At 62.4% G+C, this 20676-nt stretch carries 24 protein-coding genes; 5 read left to right on the forward strand and 19 right to left on the reverse strand.

All coding sequences use genetic code 11. The features are described from left to right. Positions 1-309 precede the first annotated feature (309 nt). Genes traU through ACZ9HU_RS16410 form a run of 14 tightly spaced genes read right to left on the reverse strand, consistent with a single transcriptional unit; the run spans position 310 to position 11659 of the window. Positions 310-1335, reverse strand: coding sequence for a conjugal transfer pilus assembly protein TraU (gene traU / locus ACZ9HU_RS16345; RefSeq protein ID WP_476106544.1), 1026 nt, complete (start codon positions 1333-1335; stop codon positions 310-312). Beyond that, on the reverse strand, positions 1335-1604 hold the full coding sequence (locus ACZ9HU_RS16350; RefSeq protein WP_476106475.1) for a hypothetical protein: 270 nt from the start codon (positions 1602-1604) through the stop codon (positions 1335-1337). The genes traU and ACZ9HU_RS16350 overlap by 1 nt, the downstream gene beginning before the upstream one ends. Next, the gene (gene traW, locus ACZ9HU_RS16355; RefSeq protein WP_476106477.1) at positions 1604-2260 is read right to left on the reverse strand and encodes a type-F conjugative transfer system protein TraW; all 657 of its coding nucleotides are present in this window, start codon (positions 2258-2260) and stop codon (positions 1604-1606) included. Before traW ends, ACZ9HU_RS16350 begins: the two co-directional genes overlap by 1 nt. Next, on the reverse strand, positions 2257-2793 hold the full coding sequence (locus ACZ9HU_RS16360) for a S26 family signal peptidase (protein ID WP_476106478.1): 537 nt from the start codon (positions 2791-2793) through the stop codon (positions 2257-2259). The genes traW and ACZ9HU_RS16360 overlap by 4 nt, the downstream gene beginning before the upstream one ends. Next, positions 2774-3451, reverse strand: a complete 678-nt coding sequence (locus tag ACZ9HU_RS16365) for a TrbI F-type domain-containing protein (RefSeq protein WP_476106479.1) — start codon at positions 3449-3451, stop codon at positions 2774-2776. Before ACZ9HU_RS16365 ends, ACZ9HU_RS16360 begins: the two co-directional genes overlap by 20 nt. Further along, positions 3444-3803: a hypothetical protein gene (locus ACZ9HU_RS16370; RefSeq protein ID WP_476106480.1), complete on the reverse strand. Its 360-nt coding sequence runs from the start codon at positions 3801-3803 to the stop codon at positions 3444-3446. Before ACZ9HU_RS16370 ends, ACZ9HU_RS16365 begins: the two co-directional genes overlap by 8 nt. A 5-nt stretch (positions 3804-3808) precedes the next feature. Next, positions 3809-6400: a type IV secretion system protein TraC gene (gene traC, locus ACZ9HU_RS16375; protein ID WP_476106481.1), complete on the reverse strand. Its 2592-nt coding sequence runs from the start codon at positions 6398-6400 to the stop codon at positions 3809-3811. Between the two features lies 1 nt (position 6401). Continuing rightward, positions 6402-7409, reverse strand: a complete 1008-nt coding sequence (locus ACZ9HU_RS16380) for a TraV family lipoprotein (RefSeq protein ID WP_476106483.1) — start codon at positions 7407-7409, stop codon at positions 6402-6404. Then, on the reverse strand, positions 7406-8284 hold the full coding sequence (locus ACZ9HU_RS16385; protein WP_476106484.1) for a DsbC family protein: 879 nt from the start codon (positions 8282-8284) through the stop codon (positions 7406-7408). The genes ACZ9HU_RS16380 and ACZ9HU_RS16385 overlap by 4 nt, the downstream gene beginning before the upstream one ends. Next, positions 8271-9611 carry a TrbI/VirB10 family protein gene (locus ACZ9HU_RS16390; RefSeq protein ID WP_476106486.1) on the reverse strand — a complete coding sequence of 447 codons (1341 nt, stop codon included), beginning with the start codon at positions 9609-9611 and terminating at the stop codon, positions 8271-8273. The genes ACZ9HU_RS16385 and ACZ9HU_RS16390 overlap by 14 nt, the downstream gene beginning before the upstream one ends. A 1-nt stretch (position 9612) precedes the next feature. Further along, positions 9613-10422, reverse strand: a complete 810-nt coding sequence (locus ACZ9HU_RS16395; protein ID WP_476106488.1) for a type-F conjugative transfer system secretin TraK — start codon at positions 10420-10422, stop codon at positions 9613-9615. Continuing rightward, on the reverse strand, positions 10422-10988 hold the full coding sequence (locus tag ACZ9HU_RS16400) for a type IV conjugative transfer system protein TraE (protein WP_476106490.1): 567 nt from the start codon (positions 10986-10988) through the stop codon (positions 10422-10424). Before ACZ9HU_RS16400 ends, ACZ9HU_RS16395 begins: the two co-directional genes overlap by 1 nt. 1 nt (position 10989) lies before the next feature. Further along, a complete protein-coding gene (gene traL / locus ACZ9HU_RS16405; RefSeq protein WP_476106492.1) occupies positions 10990-11280 on the reverse strand; it encodes a type IV conjugative transfer system protein TraL in 291 nt (96 codons plus the stop codon). Between the two features lie 58 nt (positions 11281-11338). Next, the gene (locus tag ACZ9HU_RS16410) at positions 11339-11659 is read right to left on the reverse strand and encodes a TrbC/VirB2 family protein (RefSeq protein WP_476106494.1); all 321 of its coding nucleotides are present in this window, start codon (positions 11657-11659) and stop codon (positions 11339-11341) included. 379 nt (positions 11660-12038) lie between these two features. Between ACZ9HU_RS16410 and ACZ9HU_RS16415 the strand changes: the two genes are divergently transcribed. Both ACZ9HU_RS16415 and ACZ9HU_RS16420 read left to right on the forward strand, forming a co-directional pair. Continuing rightward, positions 12039-12503 (forward strand): hypothetical protein, encoded by a 465-nt coding sequence (locus ACZ9HU_RS16415; protein WP_476106496.1) that lies wholly within the window; start codon positions 12039-12041, stop codon positions 12501-12503. Positions 12504-12605: 102 nt separating this feature from the next. Further along, on the forward strand, positions 12606-13184 hold the full coding sequence (locus ACZ9HU_RS16420; RefSeq protein ID WP_476106497.1) for an XRE family transcriptional regulator: 579 nt from the start codon (positions 12606-12608) through the stop codon (positions 13182-13184). On the opposite strand, the gene ACZ9HU_RS16425 is transcribed toward ACZ9HU_RS16420, so the two are convergent. Continuing rightward, on the reverse strand, positions 13181-14161 hold the full coding sequence (locus tag ACZ9HU_RS16425) for a lytic transglycosylase domain-containing protein (protein WP_476106498.1): 981 nt from the start codon (positions 14159-14161) through the stop codon (positions 13181-13183). The two genes, ACZ9HU_RS16420 and ACZ9HU_RS16425, sit on opposite strands and share 4 nt — an antisense overlap. Before the next feature lie 110 nt (positions 14162-14271). Here ACZ9HU_RS16425 and ACZ9HU_RS16430 point away from each other — a divergent pair, with 110 nt between their 5' ends. After that, positions 14272-15570, forward strand: a complete 1299-nt coding sequence (locus tag ACZ9HU_RS16430) for a hypothetical protein (RefSeq protein ID WP_476106500.1) — start codon at positions 14272-14274, stop codon at positions 15568-15570. Positions 15571-15588: 18 nt separating this feature from the next. On the opposite strand, the gene ACZ9HU_RS16435 is transcribed toward ACZ9HU_RS16430, so the two are convergent. Beyond that, the gene (locus ACZ9HU_RS16435) at positions 15589-15858 is read right to left on the reverse strand and encodes a hypothetical protein (protein WP_476106545.1); all 270 of its coding nucleotides are present in this window, start codon (positions 15856-15858) and stop codon (positions 15589-15591) included. Between the two features lie 267 nt (positions 15859-16125). On the opposite strand from ACZ9HU_RS16435, the gene ACZ9HU_RS16440 reads away from it, so the two are divergent. Both ACZ9HU_RS16440 and ACZ9HU_RS16445 read left to right on the forward strand, forming a co-directional pair. Continuing rightward, positions 16126-16389 carry a hypothetical protein gene (locus tag ACZ9HU_RS16440; RefSeq protein ID WP_476106501.1) on the forward strand — a complete coding sequence of 88 codons (264 nt, stop codon included), beginning with the start codon at positions 16126-16128 and terminating at the stop codon, positions 16387-16389. A 102-nt stretch (positions 16390-16491) separates the two neighbouring features. Beyond that, positions 16492-16902: a hypothetical protein gene (locus tag ACZ9HU_RS16445; protein WP_476106503.1), complete on the forward strand. Its 411-nt coding sequence runs from the start codon at positions 16492-16494 to the stop codon at positions 16900-16902. A gap of 47 nt (positions 16903-16949) precedes the next feature. Here the strand turns inward: ACZ9HU_RS16445 and ACZ9HU_RS16450 are convergent, their stop codons facing one another. The 3 genes from ACZ9HU_RS16450 to ACZ9HU_RS16460 all read right to left on the reverse strand — a co-directional run bounded on the left by ACZ9HU_RS16450 (position 16950) and on the right by ACZ9HU_RS16460 (position 20663). Continuing rightward, the gene (locus ACZ9HU_RS16450) at positions 16950-17324 is read right to left on the reverse strand and encodes a winged helix-turn-helix transcriptional regulator (RefSeq protein ID WP_476106505.1); all 375 of its coding nucleotides are present in this window, start codon (positions 17322-17324) and stop codon (positions 16950-16952) included. 166 nt (positions 17325-17490) lie between these two features. After that, positions 17491-18174, reverse strand: coding sequence for a ZIP family metal transporter (locus ACZ9HU_RS16455; protein ID WP_476106506.1), 684 nt, complete (start codon positions 18172-18174; stop codon positions 17491-17493). Next, positions 18171-20663, reverse strand: a complete 2493-nt coding sequence (locus ACZ9HU_RS16460) for a heavy metal translocating P-type ATPase (RefSeq protein ID WP_476106507.1) — start codon at positions 20661-20663, stop codon at positions 18171-18173. The genes ACZ9HU_RS16455 and ACZ9HU_RS16460 overlap by 4 nt, the downstream gene beginning before the upstream one ends. Positions 20664-20676 lie beyond the last annotated feature (13 nt).

Genomic DNA, 20676 nt, shown 5'->3' on the forward strand with positions numbered 1-20676 from the left:
CCGCGATCTCCCCACCCCGTCAGGTGATCGGGAGTTCAACTGTAAATAAAGAGGCTTCAGACACGTCATTCGCTTGTATCTCACCTTAGGCCCTGTGGTAGCCCGGCATGCGGCTGACGGGCCGCATCCGGTACATTTAAGGTCTCCTGCTCTGAGGCCGACCGCCGGAACGCGGCAAATCTTGGAGACCCCCTTCCGCCCCGACTCCTTCCGCCGGGTGGGGTGGCATCGCAGCCACCGGTCGATCGTCAGCAAGACGATCGAAAGGAACATGATGTTAAATTACATACATATTTCCTTTCTGCGCCGTCACGGCGCTCGCACGCAGCAGTTGCGCTTGCGCCAGACCAGGTAGCCCATGTCCTCGCCACCGGCGGGATAGGCGCGACCTGCGTCAGGCGGCATGGTGGATGCCCCGATCGCGGAGCAGGCGAAGCGGCCGCTCACTGTCGGGATCGGATTGACCATCTGGAAGCGATATTGCTGCTTCCGCATGATCGGCATGAGGTACTTCTTGCAGAGACCCGCCGACCCCATCGTCCCCCAGGCAAGCGCCTCGCGGTGCATCTTGTAGGCAAACCGCGACAGCGCGAGCCGCGAGGATTGGACATGGCCGATCGAGGACGGCACGTTTCCGTTCAGCGGATACATGCTGCCCTGACAGCCAGCGCACCAGAACAGCGGATCGAGCGGCAGGTGGACGGTGCCCGCTATGCAATCACCTGCACAGGCCACCTGCGCGATAGGATTAGCGAAGACGATCGCCTCGGGATTGATCAACGCCGTCAGCGAGTCATCCTGCCAGAGCGGATCGATCTCGGTCATATAGGCGATGTCGAAGCTCGCCTGCTCGAAGCAGACGAAATCGGTGAGGATCTCCATCCAGTAGAGCAGCGGGTAGACGTACCAGTGGACGTGCCATTTGGCCGTGCTCTGGGATCGTCCCCCGACCATCGACGGGCCTGTCAAATATCCCTGGCCGATATCGAACCCCGGCGCGATGCGGATGCCGCCGAGGTTGGGAAAGCACCAGGGCTTCATCGTCACGTCCGCGAGGCGGGCCGGCTCCCAAAAGCCGACGGAGATGCCGATGCGCGGAATGGGGCTCCCGCACAGGCAAATCGGCGACGCGGGATTAGCGGTATCGGGGCGACCGCTGGGCCAAATCTTGAGGCCACCCACTGACAACGGGAACAGGCAGGACCAGCAGACATCGGTTATCGGGTTCACGAATTTGCCGTGGCACGTTGGTCCCGCCGCCTGCGCGCTTGGCGCGAGTACGAAAGCGGCGATCGCGACGAGAAAAAGGCGCAGGGCCGATCGAGCGGAACGCATCATAGCTCCTCTCCGACTGCATCGAGAAACGCTGTGTCCGCGCGATGCTTGCGCACCAGGTAAAGCGCCGTCGTTGCAAGGACGGCGACCAACAGCACCGCGATCGCAACGGAGGCCATTCGGCCGAACCAGCCTTGCAAGGGATGCAGACCCAAAATGCTGGCACCGAGCGACAGGCAAAGCGCCTGCCAGATCAGGCGAAGGCGCCGGAGCGCACGGGTTTCTGGCGCCGCCATCGGGGTGCGGAGCATGTCCAGCCAAAGCGGCATCAGCCCGGCCCTCCGGTCTTCAGGACGACCTCGGAGACGCGCATCACCTTGCCCGCCTGAGACACAACCGCCGGCGTGTGTTCGATGCCGAACCGAGATGTAAGCTTTCCGGCCTGATCGAAGTAGAAGCGCCGCTTTTTCGCGGTCATCTGTTCGACGGGCGAGCCTCTGACGAGGATGATCTTGGCCTTGAGATCGGTATAGCGCGCTGTCGCCCAGGCCATTTGCTCAGGATCGTCGCCGTCGATGAAGACGAGGTCCTGCCGGATCGCGACGAAGTCGAGCGGGTTGATCCGCTGACCGGCTGTCGCAATCAGGTTGCCCTTCTGGTCACGGATATCGCGCTCCATCGTGACCGACGGATCGAAATCCCATGTGCGAGCGGCTCGCGCTGGCGTGATCCCGGCAACCGGATCAGGCCGGCGAACCTTCGCCTCCACACGCTTGGCGAACATCTCATTCGTGCGCGCGAGCTCGCCGCTGGCCTCGGCTCGGCGCAGACGGCTCTCAATCGTCGCAAGGAGATCCGGCTCAATCACCGGGAATGTTTGCGCGGCCTGACCGTAGTCCTTCGCCTCCGAACGCATGGGGCCCAGGACAAGCGCCGAACCGAGCGCCGTGACCGCGCAAACGCAGCCCGTGACAAGCATCCTCATAGGATTGGCTCCCCTGTCCCAATGATCTGGCGCCCACAGACGAAGCCGATTTCGGCGTAGCGACTATCGAAGCCGTCCTTGTGGGGCGTGGCCGCAAAATAGCAGCCGTCCGGCACCCGGCCGGTGAGGCCCGGGGTCAACGGCTCGCCGAGGCGTGTGAGCGGCTTCATATCCGCGACAGGGCGGCCGTTCACCGCGACCGTGCGGCCCACATGGCTGATGATGTCCCGAGGCATGCCATAGACGATCTTGCCGAACATCCGCGGTTTCGCGCCGAAATGGCGACGCAGCAGAGCGCCCGCAGGTGGATCGAAGAAGACATAGCTCCCGCGCGTCGGGAGCTTGTGGCGCTCGATGAAAAACGCCCAATTCGGCAGCGAGTCCGTCGTGTTGATCAGGATGATGTGGCGGTCCTGCCATGCGCTGATTGCGCTGAACCCCAGCGTCCCAACGACAGCAAGCGCCAACGTCCCCCAGAGGCGTTTGCGCGGCCGCCAGGGCTGCGCCGCGACCTTATTGGCCACCGTTGCCATCAGGGCCTCCGAAGGTGGAAACAGACGCTCCAGGCACTTGCGCTGGCGCCGGCTGCACAGTCCCCACCTGTCCTGCCGGTGCGGGCCCGTAACCGCCGGCCACGCCAGCCATGGGATCGATGGTGGCGCCCTGCATTAGCTGCGGCGCGGCACGCGAGGCGGCCAAGGCGGATTGGGCGGCCGAAAGCTCCTGCAATCGCTGCAATTCGTCAACCGAAAGGCGCTTGGGTTCTGGTACACCAGAGGCGAACACGGCCTTCTTGAGGCTGTCCGTAATGTCCGGCACGTTCTTGGTAAGAACGGCCTCGCCGACGAGGACGATCTGGCCGCCTTGGCTCCGGCGCTGCAATTCCTTGTCGAGCGACGACATGAACGCCTGCATCTCGGCTCGCACGCGTTCCGGGGGCGAACCAGAAAAGCGCTGTGCCTCAACATAATCGCCGACCAAAGCCGACAGCCGCGCCGAGACGATATTGTCCTGTTTCGACTGGGTCAGCGACCGGGTTACCCACATACCCCAGACGATCGCCGCGATCAGCAGCAGCAGGATCAGCGTCTGGATGCGCGTGAGGCCCCCAAATCCGACCCTGCGCTTCGCCGCTCGGGTCTCTGGCGCGGAAGGGGGAATCGGTAGGTCGAGTTGGGGTTGTTCAGCCATGACGGTGGGCTCCCTGCTCTGCGCGCGGAGGCAGGATGCGGTTTGCGCGAAGAACTACGACAGCGGTGGAAAGGATCATGTGCGCGACTGCGAACATGTTGAGGAAGGCACCGGCTCGCGCCGGATCGGCGGCGACGTAACGGGTCGTGAAATTGTTCAGCTGATGGACGAAGCCATCAAACGAGAAGCCGCCGATCGCGAGGAAAAAGAGAAAGAACAGGCCCCAGGTGATCAGGAAGGTCGACGCGACAAAACCAAGTCCGTGGAGCGCGAAGTACAGCACGTTCTGCCATTCGCGCCGCGTGAGCCTGGCACGGTGGCGATTGGTCCCTTGAGCTGAATGCATCGCCATTTCTGCTACTCCGCGGCAATCGCGACCTCATCTGACGGGACGAGGTTGCTGACCCACTTTTCGGGATTGTTGGGAAAGGCGATGCGCTCGATCGCTTCGTCCATGCTGAGCCCTTCAGCGATCAGGGCGTCGATCGCCGCGAAGGTCTTCGGGCTCGAGGAGAACAGCGCCGCCGAATAGGGATCGAGAACCAGGCGGCCGACCGCCAGCGTGTCGGGCCCTTTGATCATGATGTCCGAATATTCGAAGCCATTGCGTTTCAGGGACCGCAGTAGCGCATCGGTATAGTCGTCCATCTCGAAGCGATCGTGCTTCTTGAAATCCGCGATCGTCTCCGGCTTTTGCTGGAGAATCACGAACCAGTCCGAATTCTCGAGTGCCGCGACCGAGCCCGCCGACTTGTAATAATCGTTCAATGACTGGGTCGCCGTGACCAGCGACGCGCCGTACTTCCGACAGGTACGCGCGTAGGTCTCGATGAAGTCCGCCATCGCCCCGCCGCGCAGCATTTGCCACGCCTCGTCGAGCAGGAGCGCCTTGGGGATCGAGCGGTCGAGCTTGCGCATCATCTGCTGCGACATGAACATGATCGCCGTCAGCACGACGCTGCGCAGCTCCTCACGGGCCGACAAGTCGGAGAGCTCGAAGACGGTGAGCTGGGCCGACAGCTCGAACGAGACCTCGCCCTGAAAGAAGCGGCCGTAGGTGCCACCGGACGAGAAGGGTCGCATGGCGATCGCGAGGTTGGCGGCCAGCCCGTTTCCGGTCGCCTCAAGCGCCTCGATGACAAGATCGATCGAACCACGGCTGCCGTGGGCCTCCCAGACCTGGTTGACAGCGCCGTCGATCAGTCCGCGCTCCGTATCGTCGAGCAGATTTATGTGCCGCGACATCTGATTGATGATGGCCTTCAGCATCGCCATGCAGTCGAGGAGATAGTCCTCATCCTCGGCGGCCTGGGCCTCGTCGATCATCGAGAAGGGGTTGAGGCAGAAGCCCGAGCTCATCGTGAATTCGACAAAAGCGCCGCCCTGGAGCTTGGCCGAATGCTCGAACGAGCGGCCGTCATCGATCACGACCACGCGGGCCCCGGCACCGCAGAGCGATCCGCACAGCTCCTGCAATGCGACCGACTTGCCCGAGCCCGATTTGCCGAAGACAGCGACATTATGATTGCCGGCGGCATTCTCGAACGGGCTCCAGAAGAAGGGCTGTCCCCGCCGGCCGATCAGCAGGAGATGCGGTATGCTCCCGCCGAGATATTCGCCCTGCAACGGAGCGAGGTTCGCCGCCGTCGTCGTAAGCAAGGTGCGCATCCGCTTCATGCGCTCGAGATCCTTCGACAGGCCATTGGCCATCGTCATGGGCATCGCGCACAGGAGACCCATGACCTGCAGGTAGCGGTCGTCGAGAAGATCCCAGCCCGCCGCCCGATAGACCGACTTCAGCACGCGCTCGTTGCTGTCGCCCTGCCCCTTCGGCGAAAAGGACGTGACGCTGAAGAACACCCGCACGAGCTTGCGGCCCTGTCGGATCTCTTCATTGACATGCCGCCATTCCTGCGACTGCTCGCGCAGCTGCGGCAGGAACCGAGACGATTTGGAATCGGCCAGGCTGGTCGTGCGCATGAACTTGTAGCTGGCTTTGTTGGTCGAAGCCTGCGGGTCGGGAAATTCGATGCAAAGGTTGGTCGACACGGGGCACGGCATGCGCAACTTGTCCGTGAAGATGTCGCCGATCAGCCGCGTGACGTCCCACGGCGCCCAGCGTGTGGGCAGGTTACGCACCGAGAAGGAGCGCACGTCGAACACGTCGGGGTAGACCTCCCCAATCTCCGGGGCACCGTTCAGCGTCTTGCCGGTCGGACGAAACCGTTCGGTCCGCAGCAGCATGCGATCGGGCTCGATATGCAGTTCGATATCCCTGCGGATCGCCTGGTCGGCGATCGGGTCCAGCGGGTTGTAGCTGATCGCATCGTCACCGGCGGCAGTAGTCGGCGACGTGATGTCGTCGATCCAACCGATCAAGGAGACGGGGTCCATTTTGCGCGCGGATACGTTGACCGACTGGAGCGCGGAAATCAGGCCATCCATCAGCGAAACGATCTGCTCGATCGTGATCGAGGAGGAATCCGGGGTGGAATAGGAGATGGCGACGCGGTGATGGCGCAGGCAGAAGGGCGCATCGGCTGACAGGGATTCCCAGACGCCGTCGGTCAGGAAGTCGACCCGGTGCTTGGCCATCCGCTCGTAGACGCCCCTCGCCGAGTAGCGCGGCAGATACCACTTCGAGAGCTGCTCACCGATGCGCGGCGACATCCATTGATGGATCTGAAGGCAACCAGGCGCCGGAATGCCCTCGGACAGGAACTGCGCCAGGATTTCGCCTGTGCGCTCGTCAGCACCCACCAACGGCGCGGCCTCAATGACGAACCCGCGCGACGCGCTGTTGTAGAAGATCCCCGTCTTCGGGTCATAGCTGCGGTAGGGAAGCCAGTGCGCCAGCATCGGAATGGCGAAATCCGGCCGCTGGGCGTCAGGCCGCTTGCTGTCGCCAAAGATGCCAGACAGCAGCTCGTCGAGGAAACCGCGCGCCATGTCAGTTTTCCTCCGGAACTGCGGCCGGGAAGCTCGCCGCCCGCACCGTCGACTGCGCTTTGCCGTCCTGTGCTGGAACCGTGCCCGTGAGAGCCGCCGCCTTCGCGTCGCTTTCCGCCTGGGCCGCGCGCGACCTAAATTCCGGTGACGCCTTCACTCGCGCGGCCGCGTCGGCGCCGACGGCGGTCCTCGGCAAGCTGATCGGCGCTGCTGCCGGCTCAGACTGTGCCGTGGGTGTTGGCCTCGTCGCCGGTGCCTTGGCATCTGTGGCCGGCGCCACCGGCGCCGCTCCGTCAACGCTACGGGTTTCCGCACGTCGCTTGGAGGCCTCGGCAGCCGGTTGCGCCGGATTGTGACCCGTCCTGGGGGCTAGGCGGGCCGCAACATCGTCCTGGATTGCCTTGACCGGGTCGGATAAGCGGGCACGAGCCGCCGCCACAACCGCGGGATCGGGAAGATCGGGATCAACGCCGCCGGCCGCACGGTCGTCCAATTCGGCGCGATCGACGGCATCGGCCAGCGAGTTAGGCGGCGCGACCAGCGCCATCGCATTGCGATCAGGAATTGCGCTGGCGTTGGCCAGGAGCTGCTGCTGCCATTCGCCGCTTTGGACGACGGCGTGAACAGCCGTCACTTCATGAAGACGTCCGCGCTCATCGATATAGGGCTGGAACACGATGCGCAGGACACGCTCTTGTGTCCGCCGGGCATCGATCTGCGACGCCGATGCCCCCTGCCCCATCGAGGCAATGCGGGACGATCTGGGCGCCGTGCTGCGGACCCTGCTGTCGCGTGCGGGCGACGGCTCACTGATTGCGCCCTCGCCGGCGATCATCGCCAGTGCGCGATCGTCGATCGAGGAGGACGGCGCGCAAATGCCGTCCGGCGCCGTGCAGGAGAAACTTCCCTTCACGTTGCTGCCGAAGGTCGCACAGCCGGAGAGCGCCGCCAGCGCCGCCAGCGCGCATGAGCCCCGCAACAGCAGGGTGCTACGGAATGCCCCCTTCATGATTGGGCCCCCCGCAGCCAGGCCTCGAGAAACTCCTTGGGTCGATAGCCTTCGAGAACAGCGCCATCCCCGCGCACGATGATCGGCGTCGCATTGAGCCCGTGTTCGCGGGCAAATCGCTCATTCGCGTCAAGGCCCTTGGTGTCGCAGGACGCGGGTGCCTTGAAGGGTTCGCCGGCATAGGCGGCATGGAGCGCCTGCTCCTGGTTCTTCGAGCAATAGACACGATCGGCGATGTCCCGGCTTCCGAGCACCGAGATCGGTCGCTCGACGACCTTCACATCCATGCCGCGCAGCACGTTCGTGAGCGCCCTGCAGTAGCCGCAGCGGAAGTCCGTGAAGATGGTGACGCTCTGCTTTGCAGCCCGATTGCCCCAGACGATGGCGCCCTCGGTTGGAAGGCCCGACAAGTCGAGCGCGGCCGGGCGTACTGGCACGCTCGTCTTGCCGATACCGCGCGCGGGCGCGGTGACATCACCCTGGTCGCCGTCATCGGTCGCTGCGGCGTTCGCCTTGGCGGCGCCACCTACCAGCATGTCGGGGTTGATTTCGAGCAGCCGCGCCGCTGTCAGATCCTGGCGCGTCTCCATATCGTAGACCCGGCCGATGATCAGATACCGGGCGCCGCGATTGACGTAGAAGAGGTTCGCCCCGGATGTGACCTCGCACAATCCCTCGATCTTCTCGCAGTCGAGCTTGGTCAGCGGCGTTTTGGGAAGCCGCGTCTTGAGGAGGAGGCTGACCTTGGTCTCGTCCTTGCCAGCGACGTCGGCCGCAAGGGCAATGCCCGCAACGCTGAGCGCGGCAGCGGCCGCCACGATCGGCGCGGGACGAGCGAACGCACGCAGCTTTCGCAGACGATCAATTGCGGACATAGACACCCTCCAGGAAGACGATTTCGACGTCGATGCCGGTCGGCATCTCGATCACGGGTTGGTATTGCTCGGCCCGCTCGATCAGATATTTCGAGACGTCCTTGCCCGATTCCGCGGCGCCGCCACCGAGCGCACGCAAGCCGACGCTGCCGAAGTTTGGGGTTCGGTTGGTGCCCCCCTCCCCGTCGGTGCTGATGCTTGCGAGCGGCTGATTGAACGCTGTGTTGAGAGCATTGCCGCCACCGCTCACCAGCCCGGCCAGGAAGGCCTGCATGGCGAGTGATCCTTCGCGGCTGACCACACGGCCGCGCACGCCGGTCTTGCCGCCGAACGCGATGAATCCCTTGACCTCGGACACGGCGTAGCGGCCGCCCGGCTGAGGGCAGGTCATCTTCTGGAGTTTGACGTAGACCTTCTCGCTGGAGAGATCGCCGCGCGCGGCTCCGTTGATGAGGCAACCTTCGATCTTGGTCGTGAGAAGCCGGCCGTTCTGATAGACGGAGCGCGCCGGACCAGTGACGCGCAACACCACCGGCAGAGGATCGGTCTGACTGTTCACCCCTGCACTGGCGTCGACGCCGACGATGACCTTGGCGCTCGCGAAGCTGTTCGGCGGCAGATAATTGATGCTGTCGCTGAAGGTAGTCGTTCCCTTGGCGACCCGCGTCGCATTGCCCGCGTCGGCGGTCTGAAAGCTGACCAGCTTGACCTCGGCAGCACCACCCATCGGCATCGGACGGCCGCCGGCGGCCCCATTCTGCCCGTCCGGCCGCTGATAGGCCTGCGTCCCGTTCGGTCCGTACATCGCGCCCGGCCCTGTGGAGGGCGCCGGCGCGGGCGTGGCACGGGCGGAGGCCACTTGCCGCCGAAGCGCTTCGTTCTCTTGCTGATAGGCGGAGAGGACGCGCGATCCGTCCGCGCGCATGGCCTGGTTTTCGCCCTTCAGGAGTTCGACCTGCTGCGAGAGCTGGTCGAGCCGCTGCTGCTGACCGTTGACGGATTTCAGCTGGTTCTCAACCGATTGCATCTGGTTTTCGGAGAGGGCCATCCACTCCTGCTGGTTGAGGTTCTTGTTGACCATGTCCTTGGTCGACACCTCGACCTTCGCCGTCCCAGCATCGTCGCCGTCGTGGGCCTTTTGATCGCCACCGAAAATCCAGAAGGACGATGCGACCAGGCCTACGCCGGCGACCCCTGCGAGCAACATCCGCTGCTTCTTCCTCACGCTTTCGTTCGCGGACAGGTCGGTCGAGATCGGTGAGACGCCTTCGCCGTCGCCGCCGTCGAGCGGTTCCCGCTTGCGCTTCAGGAAGTCATTCCAGGCCATGTCACTGCCTCCCGGTTTGTGAGACGAGGTAGGCCGTCGTGACCTTCCCAGGATCGAGCTTCGGCTCGGCGATGGACACCGCGAGCGCACTGTTCGGCGCGACCGTCGTTTCGGTCAGGGTGATGGCTTCGGTGCCGCGATTCTCGATGCGCAGGACGCGGCCAGTCAGCTCCGATCCGCGGTATTCCGCGATCATCTGGACTTTGAGAATACCGACATAGACGGGCCGCAAGGTGCGCTGGCGCATCTCGTAGCCATCGGCGACGCTGTTCGAATACATGGCCTGGACCAGCTCGACCGCCGCTTCCTGCGGGCTTGGGACAGCCGCCAGTTGAGGCGCGCCGTTCTCGTCCGCCTTGGCCTTTGCGATCGCCGGATTGGAAATGAAGAGCTGGACGGCCTGTTCGCCAGCGATCCGGCAGACGATCTTGTAGACGTACCCCCGCTTGCTCGTCGCGAAGAAGGACAGCGCGGGGCGCGCAAAGCCCTCGGGGACCGACAGATAGATGTCCCCGCGCACCGGCTCGTTGACGACGGAAAAATCGTCCTGCGGGTTGCCGGTCGAGATCTTCGATACCGAGGCGAATTCGTCCTCGACGAGGCTGATCCTCGTCAGGTCCTTTGCCGAGGCGGCGCAATCCACCTGACTGCCATCAGCCGCCATCACGGTCTGGTCCGCCCACGCCGGGGATACGACGAGCACGAAGCTCACCGCCACCAGCGCGACACCGATCAGCCGGCTCAAAAGGCAGTAGTAGCGCGACAGGAAGACCGCGCCGGTTGCGGCGCTGCCGATGACGTAGACCGACATCACTGATCCTTTTCCTTGCCGGTCGTCACCATTCCAAAGCCCACAAGCTTCAGGGACAATCCGGAATATTGCCAATCGAAGCGGAAGGAGCGACGCTCGCTGGAGACGACCTTGTTGCCCACGATGGTGTGCAGGTCGCCAGTGACGGTCGACTGCAGATTCTTGGTGTCCAGCTCCATCGTCTGGATGGTGAAGAACTGCGCGATCGAGGAGCCGCGCTGCTCATTCACGATCTTCATGAGGTCGGCGCGGATCTTTCCCTGTGCGCTCGGCGCGGTGATCTCGAGCACCGACTTCATCCAATATTCGAGGTTCGCCGGGCTGCGGTCGAGCGTCAGCACCGCGGTATCGCGGGTGACCAGCTCCAGATACTGCCGCGAAACACCTGAGGAGTTCACGACCAGCGGCGATCCGAGGATCGGCTGAAGGACCACTTCGCGATCGCGGGTGACGGTGATGAGCCCGAGAATGGCGCACAGGGCGCCGAGGACGCAGGCGACGATCACCAGCAGGTTGCGCTGCTTCAGTACTCGCTGGCTCTGCGCGTGGGTGTAGGAGATTTCCATCTCAGCCCGCCATCAGCCGAAGATAGGAGGGCGGTGTGGCCTTCATGCCGGTAAAGCCGGCCGGAAGATGCCAGTAGGCCATGTGCAGCAGCCAGGAGATCGCCCGTCCTGCCTTAGCCTTCTTCAGCCCCCACCAGCCCGCGCCCGCAAGCAACATGCCAATGAGGATATGCTGAGACAGGATGCCCCAGACGAATGGGAGAACCATCGCCAGGAACTCATCTAGGGTCCACAGCCCGATTAGCTCAGGATCGTCCAGATGAGACGGAATGACGTACTTGTCCGCGGCCATATCACCACCCTCCCCGCAGGCCGACCGGATCTGCTATTCCGATCGACCCTTGGACTGTTCAGATTGTTGCCGTGACGGTGGAGGTGACGATCGGAATGCCCGTGCCCGCGCCGACACCGACGCCCACGGGAATCGCGATCTGGCCCATAGAGAAGCGGCCCGACGCGAGCGCAACGATGCCGCCGGCCAGCGAGAGGACAGTGATGATCTTGCCGCCCGAGCCTTCGAGGAAGTCAGTGAACTTCGTCAGGGCCGTATCGAACGTGGTGTCGGCGCCGGCGAATGCTGGGCCGGCAAAGAGCAGAAGCGCGAATACGAGTGCGACGAGAGCGAAGATCGCCAGCTCCGCACGGCCGCTGTACTTGATGACAGACTGCATGAGAGTTTTCCTTCAATCGGAACGCGACTGATCCGCGCCCAATCGAAGGGTGGTCTCGTCAAGTGACGGGTCGCAATGCAGTTCCCGACGGCGCCAGGATCGAGTCGAACATAATTTGACTTTGATCGGGTCGTGCCCCGGAAGCCGGGGCGGCCTGCCCCAGATCGCGGGGCGGGCCGCCCTGAATATGGGGGCAGGCTGCCCTTTTTCCCGGGGCACAGTACTTTTCGATTCGGCACTCGCCCCGATAATTGCGATTAACGATTATGCAGGTTAGATTCGCTAACCGGAGTCGCAAGAAGGCCGTCAGCCAGACTTGATAGAGTTTACGATATGGACCGGCGGCTACGCGGATAACGCATTGCCTGGAGCAGGTGCGATGGCAGGAGATCAATGCATCCTGGCGCTCGACATCTCGGAGCATCTTTTCCATCTGACGACGGAGAGCCTGCGTCTGCGCGCGAACGAAACGAAGCGCTACCAGACGCTCGAAGACCTGCTGTCGGATAGGGTGGGCATGACGTGCGTGCTGGAAGACCACCCGCCCGAGACGATACGCGAACATCTGTCGGCGATCCCGACAACCGGCGATATCCGCATCGATCTGACAATTACCAAATCGAGTGCCGATAGCCTCGATGCAGTGAAACAGCTTATTGCCGATCGCTTAGGGTCCGATATCACCCTTGGCGATACGCTTTCGGTTATGCTGTTTCATTATGTCGTGGGCCAAAAAGCGGCGCGTGTTCTTCAACGGATTGGTCTTGAGTGCTCGCATGACGGGCCTGGAATAGCAGCGGCCAGCAAAGATGCGCCCGCAGATAACATAGTTCCGCTCAGATAGTTACACCCCAGTTTTGCTGCAAATGCACAAAGATACTGTGGCTTGCCAAGTTGCCGCCACTGTGTTTCGTTTTCAGCGTTGCGTGCAAAAGGGGGCTGTGATTTGTCATCCCTTGCCCAGTTCGAGGCGTCAGACGATGGCTGCAGTCCAGTCAGCGTCGAGCAGCGGGATTTCGTTCCGCTGATCCTCGAAGCCATGTCCGAGCAAAACATCGGACAACGCAAACTCGCACTCAAGACCGGCATCAGCAAAACCCGCTTGGGGCTCCTGCTCCACAGCGATCCCGGCAAACGGGCGGCGATGTTTCTAGGCGAGTTTCAGCAGATTCTAGGGGCTCTCGACATCAACGTCGTTCAGGCCATGATTGCCGTAGAGACATACCGCGATCCGAAGCTGTTCCTCGACGAGCGATTCCAGACCTCGATCGCAATGCTAACCGAACTGTTCAAAGGGCTCCCGTCGATGCTCGTGGCTGCGCTCGATGAAATCGAAGGAATGGACGGCACCGAAGTCCGCAAAGAGTGGGCCGGTCCGCTGAGACAGGCCGTGATTGAGAAGTTGGTTAGAGAGGTCGGCGCCGTCATGGCGCGAAGAACTCATCTCGCGCAGATATCGACCTTGAGTCTGCTATTATGGTTTTCGACATTGGCCACAAACCTGTTCGAGCCGCTCCTGATCTAATATGAAGTAACTGTTACCGCGCTGCCGATCAGCGGCGACCGCGTTGCAGGCGCCACCGTCGTTCCTTGCACTGTTAAGCGCGGCGGAAGCCCGGCCAAGCGTCGCCAGTTTAGCAAGACATTTTCGACATAAGCCTGTGTTTCCACGATCCGTGGCAGCATCCCATCCCTAATGCGTCCAGGCCCAGCATTATAGGCCGCGAGCGCCAGATGGACTTGTCCGAACCGATCGAGCTGCTGGCGCAGATAGCGGGCGCCACCTCGTAAATTCTGCTCGACGTCATAGCGATCTACACCGAGCCTGGCAGCCGTGCCGGGCATGAGCTGCGTAAGGCCGAACGCGTTCTTTGCGGAGTAAATTCCGGCATCGTACGCGCTCTCCCGAATGATCATTGCATCGAATAGCCCAACCGGAATCCCGTACTCGCACGCGATGCTGCTCATCATTCCATAATAGCCGAATCGTCTGGATTCGGCGCGCGCATCCAGAAAGCCCGTGGGCCGATAGCCGCCTGGAGAACAGCCGGGCGCGAAGCTCGTTGGCACGCTCGAAAACGGCACCCCTTCTCGCATCCAACCCGGGATGGCGATGGATGGCGGCGAGGAAACCGCCGTGTTCATGGATGCAGGGTCAACAGACGCCAATCCGACGTGAGCGAATGGATCGGCGTCGCCACTGTCAGCCTGGCCGGTAGCGGCGAAGCTGTTCGCCATCTCAAAGGCAACCCAGCGTCGACTCAAGTCATGGGTCCGAAACCCGGCAGGGATCGGTTCCAGGGCGGGCGTTCCACCATTATCCTCGCCCTCGAGGGCGGTCGCGGCAGGAGGTTGATCGCGTGGTAGCGTGCCCGCTGCTGACCCCGCCCCCATCACGATGACCTGCACCGTCCTTGGGGTCTTGGTTCGTTGGCTGGCACCCGCCTCCGAAGCACAAAGCCCGACGCACAGGGTCACGCACGTCAACAAAATCGATCTCATATGCGAACTCCCACGCGACATCAGCGATAGTGGAGGTCAAGGCGAATGTTGTTGTCAATCCCACGAGCCTCAGGAAGCATCGCTGAAAATCAGTTCAGACAGGTTTGTTCATGTGGTTGATCGATCGCCATAGTGACGGGCTGGGCGGCGCCCGCATCCCGCTCCCCCTCCCACTTCGGGCGGCACTGATACTGTGGTACTCCGGCGTGGGCTCCCGTCCCGACGAGGACGCTGGCATCACCTTGGTGCAACAAGCGCGCATTGGCGCGAAGTGGATCGCCTGCGACTGCCTTGGCACGGATCGCCCACCTCCGATTCTGACCCCGGCGTTTCTGTCCGAAGCCGAAACCTATTATCTGCGCCGGCTCACCAGCACGAAGCGGCCCGAGCATCACGTGGATTGTCCGTTCTTTCGGGATCAGGTCACGAACCGCCTAACCGAGACCCGCGGCGCCCAGACGCCTGCAGACCCTCCCATCGGCTATTTCGAGGTTCTGCGTCCTGCGCCAGAGAAGCTGGCTCAACGCCCCGACAATGACGCAAGCGACGATCGCACGCGAAACGCTTCCGTACCGCGCCTGGCTCGCCTGCTCTGGCGCCTGCTGAGCAACGCCGGTCGCAACATAGCCATTCCCTATCATGAGGAGCTGCCCGAGCGGACGATCGCAGAGGAGTTCAAAACGCTCGCCAGCGCTGCCGCTAAGATCGAGGTTGCGCCGGGCATCGAGCTCGGTCGTGTGCTCTGGACCCACGGGGACGCGCTTCACAGCAGGCGCGCCTATGCCGGCATTCGAGAGCTCGCGCGCCGCTGGCCCCGAGGCCATGCCCCACAAGGCTTTCTCACAGTCTTTGCGAAGGAGTTCAAAGGTTCGACGATCTTCCCGGCGGGATCAGAGCCCATAACGGTTGCAAATCGTGTCCAGTCGCCATCGGTACGGGCGAACCCGATCAAGGGACCATATCTGGTGATCATCGTGATGGGCGAATATCCCGAAGCACACGGCTATGCGCCGCTGCGAGCCTATGCGCAGCCGATCTATTCGGGCACTCGCTTCATGCCGGTCGAGAGCGATTTTGAACGGAGCGTGCTCCGGGCGATCCTTGACTCCAGACACGAATTCGCACGCCACGGCGTGGACATCGCGTTCGAGAAACCGGTCTTCGACAGGCTGACGCCGCTCGGTCCATGTCGGCCGGATTTCCTGATAGAAGCGCGCTCGCGATCGACCGGGGAGATCCGGCAACTGATCGTCGAAGCGATGGGTGGGGCGAGCGCCGACTATCTGGCTCAGAAAGCGGCAGGACACCAAAATCTGGCGCAGATCGCACCTGTGCTTATCATTGGGCCCGGCGACGTCGCCGATGGGAGGGTCAGCCGGCTTCTGTCCGAGGCATTGATTTATGCGTGAACTGTGCCCGGAGGTTCTTCAGCTCCACGAGAGGGTCGCTGCGAACGAACAGACGATTCCCAGGGTGACCGGGGTCGAGAGCAGGTAAAGCTTTTGCCATCGCCACCAGGTCCTGGGGACAAAAAGGATCGCGCTACGGAAGCTCTTGAAATTTCCCCATGCTTCCTCGCGATACAGCTCGACAAAGATGGCCGCAATCGAGAGAACCACTGCAAACGCGCAGCACAGGCCTGCCGCGGCGTAAATCGCGATCCAGTTCTGTATTTCCAAGGCCGACAGATGTGCCACCAGCTTCACCGGTCCTTCTATTTCGCGAGGCTAGGAAAGATCTCCAGACCAAGATCGTTTCCTGAGCATAACTGCCTGAGTCGTCCGTCGGAATAGTGCCTTGACGGTTAATACCACCTCAACGAACCACCCTGCGCTGCAACATAGCACCATAACGGACACGATTGTCAGGGAACCGGATTATTCAACTCCCTACCAAGATAGGCTCAGCCCGATTGCGCTCGCGGCTGCAGAGCCGGTCAATGAGTTTTGAGTGGGTGCGTTGCTATGCGAGTTTCGGTCCTTGTCATCCTGCACCGTGGCAAAGACCATATCACGATACACGAGGACGACGTTCGCGCCTGGTCCGAGCTTCTGCACTTCGTCGACAGCAGGTGGAACAAACATCTCGAGACGGCGGACACGCCGCGGCCGGCCTTGGAGGATGACCGGGTTAAAGTCTTCTTCGCGGCGCCTGGCGCTTCATACATCCTGGGCAACGCGGATGTCTCCGCGCTCGAGGCGCATGTCAGCGCTGCGCTTAACGGCTAGACCAACGCCTTTCGCTCACGTCACAGACGGATCGATTGACAGCCTCCCGGTTGCGCTGCTCGCACAAACACGAATAGCTTAGGTCTCTCAGAGGGTAGCTCCATGTTCGAATGCCTCATCTTGGGCGACAGCATTGGCCTCGGCATCGCGAGAGAGATCAACGCCCGATGCGCACGTCAATGCGACGTGACAGCAGTGGAACGCGCGACAACCGACCAGATATTGGCTTGGCGGAAACCGCGCAAAATCTATGGAGCCTGCATATTTGCAATCGGCTCGAACGATGAAATCGGTGCGGGATTGGCAGCCAAGCTCAGCAAGCTGCGCCAGAGTATCACCACCCGGCGGGTCATTTGGCTCCTCCCCTATTCAAGGGAGCGCGCATATCTCGTCAATTCAGTTGCTGTCAGTTTCGGTGACGAAACGCTGGATCTCATGCGCTTTCGCTCGAAGGACCATATTCATCCGATCAGCTACGGCGATGTCTCAAAAGTGCTCCTCGCGCGACCGTGATGGGCCATTACCCCTATTGCTGATCATTGGCGTGGGCCAACCACGGATCAGCACTGCTGATCGTCGTCGAGCGAAGTGCTTCGATCGGATTCAGATAGCTCCAATTTCCATCGTTCAAGATGATCGAGCGCAGGTCGCAGGCCTTGGGCAAGTGGCCCGAGTTTATAAATTTGGTGGGCATTTGGCGGAGGTAGGTGGTTACGCGTTATCAGACGAGCCGTCTCCAGCTCTCTTAGACGGGCCGTTAGAACATTGGCGCTCACCTTCGGTATCGCCCGCCGAAGACAAGTGAAGCGCATTTGCCCCTTATTCAGAGCCATGAGGATCTGAAGAACCCAACGTCCGGTCAGATGAAGGAAAATCTCATCTGCCTCAGCTTGCCGCAACGGGACATCGCCGAGCAGATTCTCTTCGACACACATAGTAGGCACTCACGTAACTCCTGGAGGACGATTGCGCGCCAATCGCCTTCCGGTAGATGAAAGACATCTCAGGACACCTCGTGGTGGCCACGCGGTCGCATTGATCTCTGGCGGCTTTCTCCAAAAGCGAGGACATCCACGGCATCGCGCGTCACCGTCGAACAGGTCAGATCAATTCTTCGAGCAACAACAGCGCGAGAAAACCGACGAAGAACATCGCGCTGATGAGCGGGCTGTCCGGCTTCTCGTGCGCCTCGACGAGCAGTTCCTCGGTGACCAGATAGAGCAGCGCGATCAGCCCGAAGCTCAGAAAACCGGCGACGATGGCAGGTGGAAACCCGGCGACGGGCAGCGCGACCAGCGTTCCCAGCGGCATCAGAAGGGCGAGCCCGGTCGTAATCGCGACGATGCGCAGCTTGGACGTGACCGTTTCGCCCAACTCTTCGGTCACGGTGACCCCGAGGAACAGGACTTCGAGCGTCAGGGCGATGGTCAGCAGCAGCCCCGCTTTCGCGCCCGCGATAAAGGCAAGCCCCAGCACCAGGCCGTCGATGAGCAAATCCGTGCCGATGGCCCCAATCAGGGCAAGCGGGCCACGGATACGTTCTTCCAGCGATTTGAGCCCTAGCATGACAACAACGCCGGCCGCGCCGCCCACCAGCGTCGCTAACGGCGCTCTGCCATGCATTACGTCGGGGAGAATTTCAGTGGCAGCCGCAGCGAAGACGACGCCGGCGGCAAGGTGCTGGATTGCACTGGTGAGCTTCGGCCCGGGTCGCCGCCATACGGCGATTATCGCTCCGAACAGCACTGCAAGGACAGGAATGATCGTATAGGCGAGCGCAATCATGCGTTGGACTCCCCGTTGTCCCGATAACCAAGCAATCGCAGCGCGTTGAACACGACGAGCAGGGTCGAGCCTTCATGCACCGCGACCGCTGGGCCAATGCCAAGCCCCAGAATGGTCGCCGGAACAAGTAGGGCAACCACGCCGAGGCTCACGAATACATTCTGCCGGATGACCGATCGCGTGTGGCGGCTAAGGTCGACCGCGAACGGGAGATGGGAGAGGTCGTCGGCCATCAATGCGACATCTGCCGTCTCCAGCGCAACGTCGGAGCCGGCCGCACCCATGGCGATGCCGACTGTCGCGCTGGCCATGGCTGGTGCGTCATTCACGCCGTCCCCGACCATGGCCACCTTGGTATTGGCACGCAACTTCTTGATCGCCTCAACCTTGTCCTCGGGCATGAGGTCGCCCCAGGCTTCATCGATGCCGACCTGGGCCGCCACCGCCTCCGCCACCCGTTGATGATCGCCGGAAATCATGATCATCCGCTCGATGCCGATCCGGCGTAGCCGGGCAAGCGTGTCCTTCGCCCCCTGGCGCGGCGCGTCCATCAGCCCGATGGCACCGAGATCCTGCTGATCGCGCCTGACGACCATGCTGGTCTGGCCCGCCGCCCTCAGCGTTTTGATTGCCTCCATCATCTCCTGCGACAGCGGCGCGACGCCGTCGGCGCCGAACATCTCGGCCTTGCCGATGAGAATTTCGTCCTCACCGACAAGGGCCGAGACGCCGCGACCCGTCAGGCTCTTCAGGCTTTCCGCCTGCGGGATGGATTGGTCTCCGACATGATCGCGGCCGTCGCGCGCGATTGCCTGCGCCAGAGGATGGTCGCTCAGGCTCTCGACCGCGACGGCGATCGCCATCAATTCTTCCTTCGCTACGCCGGCAGCGGGGATGACCTGCTGAATACGCGGTTCGCCAATGGTGAGCGTGCCGGTCTTGTCGAAAGCGATCGCGTTCAGTGATCCAAGCAATTCCAGCGGTGCTCCGCCCTTTACAAGGACGCCGCCGCGCGCAGCGCGAGCCACCCCGGAGAGGACCGCACTGGGGGTAGCGATGGCGAGCGCACACGGGCTCGCTGCGACCAGCACCGCCATCGCGCGATAGAAGCTGTCGCGGAATGGCTCGTCGATCACGACCCAGGCGAACAGCAGCACGAAGGAGAGCGCCAGGACCACCGGCACGAAGAAGCGTTCGAACCGATCGGTGAAGCGCTGCGTCGGCGACTTCTGCGTCTCGGCCTCGCTGACCAGCTTGACCACCTTGGCGAGCGTGCTTTCGGTCGAGAGCCGGGTCACTTCGATCTCGATGAGACCGCTGCCGTTGATGGTGCCGGCAAATACACGATAGGCGGCATCGAGCCGGTCAGGGTTGGCGCGCGCCGCCGCGTCGTCCTGGACTGCCCGCTTGTCGACCGGCATGCTTTCTCCAGTCACCGGGGCCTGGTTGATCGCGGTCGTACCCTTGACGATAAAGCCGTCGGCCGGGACGCGCGCGTCTGGTTTGATGATGACGATCTCGCCGACCTTGAGGTCTTCGACCGCAACTTCGCTTGTACCGCCATCCGGCCGACGCACGGTCGCGGTCTTGGGCGCCAGTTCGGCTAACGCCTCGATCGCCCGCTTTGCGCGCCCCATCGCATAATGTTCGAGCGCATGGCCCAGGCTGAACAGGAACAGGAGCAGCGCGCCTTCGGCGAAGGCACCGAGCGCGGCGGCGCCGGCAGCTGCTACGAGCATCAGCGTGTCGATCTCGAACTTGCGCAATTTCAGATTGTCGATCGCTTCGCGCAGCGTGAAGAAGCCGCCGAAGAAATAGGCCGTAATGTAAAGTGCAGTCGGCAGCCACGATGGGGTTCCGGCGATCAGCTTATCGACCGCGAACCCGATTCCCAGCATCGCGCCGCAGGCGAGCGCAAAAATAAGCTCGGTATTGGGTCCGAGAAAATTGCCATGCGCATGATCGTGGCCATCGGCTGCACCATGGCGATGCTCGCCCGGCGCATGGTCATGGCCGGCATGATCATCGACTTTGAGCGCCGTCCGCTTCCGGCGCACGCCCAGGCCGGCAAGCTCGGCGTGAATGCGATCCTCGCTGATGCGTTCGCGATCATATTCGATGCGGACGGTCCCACTCGAAGCGGCCTCCGCTTCTATGACTCCGGAGAGTGCGCGCAGCCGCTCAGCGACCGTGCGCGCCCGTCGCTCGTGCGTGATGCCGTCGACCTCCCAGAGGAGATGACCGAATCTTTCGGTAAGCGCCGCACCCGCCGCGTGTGCGGTTTCCCGGATGCGGGCCAGTGAGACGACATCGGGGTCATAGTGGATGCACAGCAGAGCAGGCTTGCCGTTGTCAGGCATCACAATGTGCGCCTGTTCGACTCCCGGCCTTGCGGTCAGCTCCGAGGTCAGACGCCCGACACAAGCGTCGGAAGCGTCGGTGATCTCGGGGAGGATGAGCGGGATGTCGAGTTGAAGCTTTTGCGTCATGAATAGTCCTGTC

The organism is Novosphingobium sp. Sphag1I (assembly GCF_056279125.1).